Annotated in this window: 3 protein-coding genes; all 3 read left to right on the top strand. The window is 54.1% G+C overall.

Going from position 1 to position 3,270, the window contains the following annotated elements:
* Positions 1 to 101: 101 nt before the first annotated feature.
* Entirely contained in the window at positions 102 to 548 is a 447-nt protein-coding gene (locus tag J8X26_RS26280) for a phage tail assembly protein (protein WP_208952479.1), read from the top strand.
* A 140-nt stretch (positions 549 to 688) separates the two neighbouring features.
* Entirely contained in the window at positions 689 to 2,764 is a 2,076-nt protein-coding gene (locus J8X26_RS26275; protein ID WP_208952478.1) for a phage tail tape measure protein, read from the top strand.
* Positions 2,761 to 3,270 (top strand): DNA circularization N-terminal domain-containing protein (locus J8X26_RS26270; RefSeq protein ID WP_208952477.1); only part of this gene is annotated, 510 nt, incomplete at its 3' end. The genes J8X26_RS26275 and J8X26_RS26270, both read left to right, overlap by 4 nt.

Genomic DNA, 3,270 nt, shown 5'->3' with positions numbered 1-3,270 from the left:
CACCGTCCAGACCGTGGGCGACCAGTACAACGTGGATAACGAAGCACGGGTGAGCATCACCGGCTTTGCACTCAACCGCATTACCGAATGAGCAGGAAATAATGATGACTGGAAAGACTAAAACAGCCCCAAAAACCGCAGATAACGCACCTGAACAGCCTTTCACTTTTGATATGAAAGCCCGAACCGTCAGCGGCGTGCTGGCGTTCGGTGTTGACGTTAATGGCCAGCCTCAGCGTGAATTCACCCTGCGTTTATCAACGGTCGGGGATGAACTTGATGCTTCAGAATCCGAGGTGCCAGGCTATAACGTTATGCTGATGTCGCTTTGCCTGACCGCTCTGGGTTCTGTGACAAAAGACAAGATCACTTATGAACTGTTACTGGGTTTAGAAAGTGATGATTTTATTCTGCTCGGTCAGGCCCGCGACGCATTGAAAAAAAAGCGGAAAGAATGGAGCGCAAATATCGGGATTTCAGGTATGCCTGCGTCAGGATCCGAAAATACGGATACACAGACAACGAAATCAGAAACTTTGACGCTCTAGAGCTTGCCAGCGTGCTCGATGCGGTATTCCGCATCGAGTCCCCCGAAGCCTGGCTGAAGAAGGAACGCGGCGACGTCAAAACCTACAGAAGTATCCGCCGTAAAACCCCCTCATCGCACAAATACCGCAGGAAATAAACCATGGCAGGCCCGTTTGAAACGCAGGTCGGTATTGGTCTAAAAGACGACTTCACAGCCAAATACCGAAAAATTCAACAGGATGTCAAACAGGCGCAGCAGGCGCGTGAACGGCTGGGCATTCAGTCTGAGCAGTCCATCCGTAATGAAATCCGACAAACGTCTGCGGCCTATGAACAGTTAGGCCGCAGCGGTATCGCGTCTGCCAGCGAGATGGCCCGCGCCTATGACAAGACCACGGATAAAATCAGCAAATTACGCCGTGAGCTGGGAGAAACCGAACGCACCCAAAGTCGCATGGTTAGCGCGATGGAGCGCCTCAAAAGCCTGGGCGGAATTGTTGCGGGCGTAACGGCTGCGGGCATGGTATTGAAACAGCCAATTTCTCAGCAAATGAATTACGACAGCGAGCTGCATAAAACCGCCAATTTTCTTTATCGCGACAGTAACGATGTGAAAACGCGCCTGGCGGGTGTAGGCACTATCAGAGACAAGGTTGATGCTGCCCGTCAGTACGGCGGTGGTACGCGGGAAGAAGGCTTGCAAGCTCTTGAAGTGATGGGTCGCTCAAAAATGGAGCGCGATGATGCATTCTCATCCCTGCCGGAAGTCATGAAAATCCACACAGCAACCGGTGCCGATGCGGCTGATGTTGCCTCCCTGATGACATCCACCTTTAACTTTGGCCTGACCGGGAAACAAGGTAATGCCGCGCTGGATGCAGCCACTACGGCAGCGCAACACGGTAAAGCCGATGTATCCCTGCTGGCACGCGAAGCTCCACGCGGGCTGGAAAATGCCCGTGGTGCCGGTTTTGTTGGCCCGAAGGGGTTTTCTGATGTGCTTGCACTGTATGAGGTTGCATCATCCATTGCTGGCTCCCCGGAAGAAGGCGCGACTAATACAAACGACCTGATTAATGAGTTGTCATCAGTAAATCTGGCGAACAGCTCAAGCCGCGTCAAAATTAACGGTAAGCGGTTAGATTTTAAATCAATGGCCCTTAAGGATGCTCAGCATGGTCATAACACCCTTTATACGCTTGAGCATATGGTCCGCGCTGTTGACGATCATGACAAAGAAATGGCCGGATTGCGTAATAAGTTAAAATCTACTTCTGACCCAAAAGCGCAAGGGAATATCCAGCGGGCCATCGATGAACGGCACCGTCAGAACGTTGGCCTGTTCCTGCATAACCAGCAGTCCTCCGCTGCTTTTCTTGGTTATGAGCGCAACCCTGAACAATTTGAGTCTATGTCCAAAGAAATTGAGTCGCAGTTCTCCAAACCTGAGGGCCAGCGTTCTACGGATGTTGATTATGCTGTGATGGCTGATACCAGCGACTATAAGGTCCAGAAGGCAGATGAAGAGAAAAAACGTGCAAGTGACGCGGCAGTAAAACCCCTCGCTGACGCGCTGGGCGATCTGGCCCTTAAGACCGCCGACCTTGCTGTCGAATTTCCGAAAGTGGCCACTGCCGCTGAAGGCGCGGCGATTGCATTATCAGCCGTCGCGGCGTTCGGCGCACTGAAAGGCGGTGGCAGTTTGCTCGATACGCTTAGGGGAAAACCGGGGGCGGGTATCAATGAAGCAGAAAATGCTGCTGAAGACCTGACAAAGAAACCCGGATGGCTGGTCAGAGGCGGTAAATGGTTGGGTGGCGCTGTGGTCACGGCGGGTAAAAATGCCGTGAAATTGGGGGGTGCTGCCGTAAGAGGTGGCGGCAAAGTTCTGGGCTGGGGGCTGGATAATCCCAGCTGGATGATCAATCCGGTCACGGCGGGAATTGCCGGTATGTGGCCGGGTGAAACGGTCAGCGGCAGCGATGAAGCCAGCGAACTGGAGCGCCAAAAGCAGATCAACCTGAAAAAGAACCGTCAGCGTACATCCGGTGACGCCCTCAACATGCTGCAGAACTGGCCGGGGCGTGATGCATCTGCTGGCGGTCATACGCCAGTGTTCCAGCTCCCGACGCAACCTGCACCTATCGTTAATGTGCAGGTTCATCTCGATGGTCAGGAAATTACCGGCTTTGTACACACCTCTACCACCCGAAATGCCCGGAGGCACGGCGCATGAGCGATTTAATGTCCCAACTTGCGGCGCTGGCGGGTATCGATACCCTGCAGCCTGCATCATTTCGCGGCGTTGCCTTCGAATGCCTGGACACCCGCGACACAATTTCCCGCGATACCGCCACTTACGCCTACCCGTATCAGGACGGGACGATCATCGAAGACCAGGGCCTGAAGGCGCTGAACTTTCGCATGACCGCCTTCCTGTTCGGCAGCGACTGGAAACAGCAGTTAAAGGCGCTGTTAACCACGTTTAAAACCAGCGGGCCGGGGGAGCTTATTCACCCCGTTCACGGATCCATTCCCCGCGCTCAGTTTCTGGAGGCCGGGATAGAAAAACAGGTTGAGCCGCTGGATGCAGTGACCATTGAGCTGGTATTTCTGGAGTCCGGCACCGAGCAGGCGCTGTTCTCCTCGGCTTCAGCAGACCAGGCTACCGAAAGCATTTCCGGCACCGGCGACAGCCTGCTCGACAACGCGGCCAGCGCCTTCAGTACCGCCATGTCAGAT

It is taken from the genome of Rahnella sp. ChDrAdgB13 (assembly GCF_017655185.1).
Classification (GTDB): Bacteria; Pseudomonadota; Gammaproteobacteria; order Enterobacterales; family Enterobacteriaceae; genus Rahnella; species Rahnella contaminans.
The sequence above is the reverse complement of the archived record's forward strand: the minus strand, read 5'-3'. Positions and strand labels throughout refer to the sequence as shown.

What these genes read in the sequence shown, in the direction of transcription:
- J8X26_RS26275 (WP_208952478.1), top strand. Translation starts at nt 689, where the DNA reads ATGGCAGGCCCGTTTGAAACGCAGGTCGGTATTGGTCTAAAAGACGAC.
- J8X26_RS26280 (WP_208952479.1), top strand. Translation starts at nt 102, where the DNA reads ATGATGACTGGAAAGACTAAAACAGCCCCAAAAACCGCAGATAACGCA.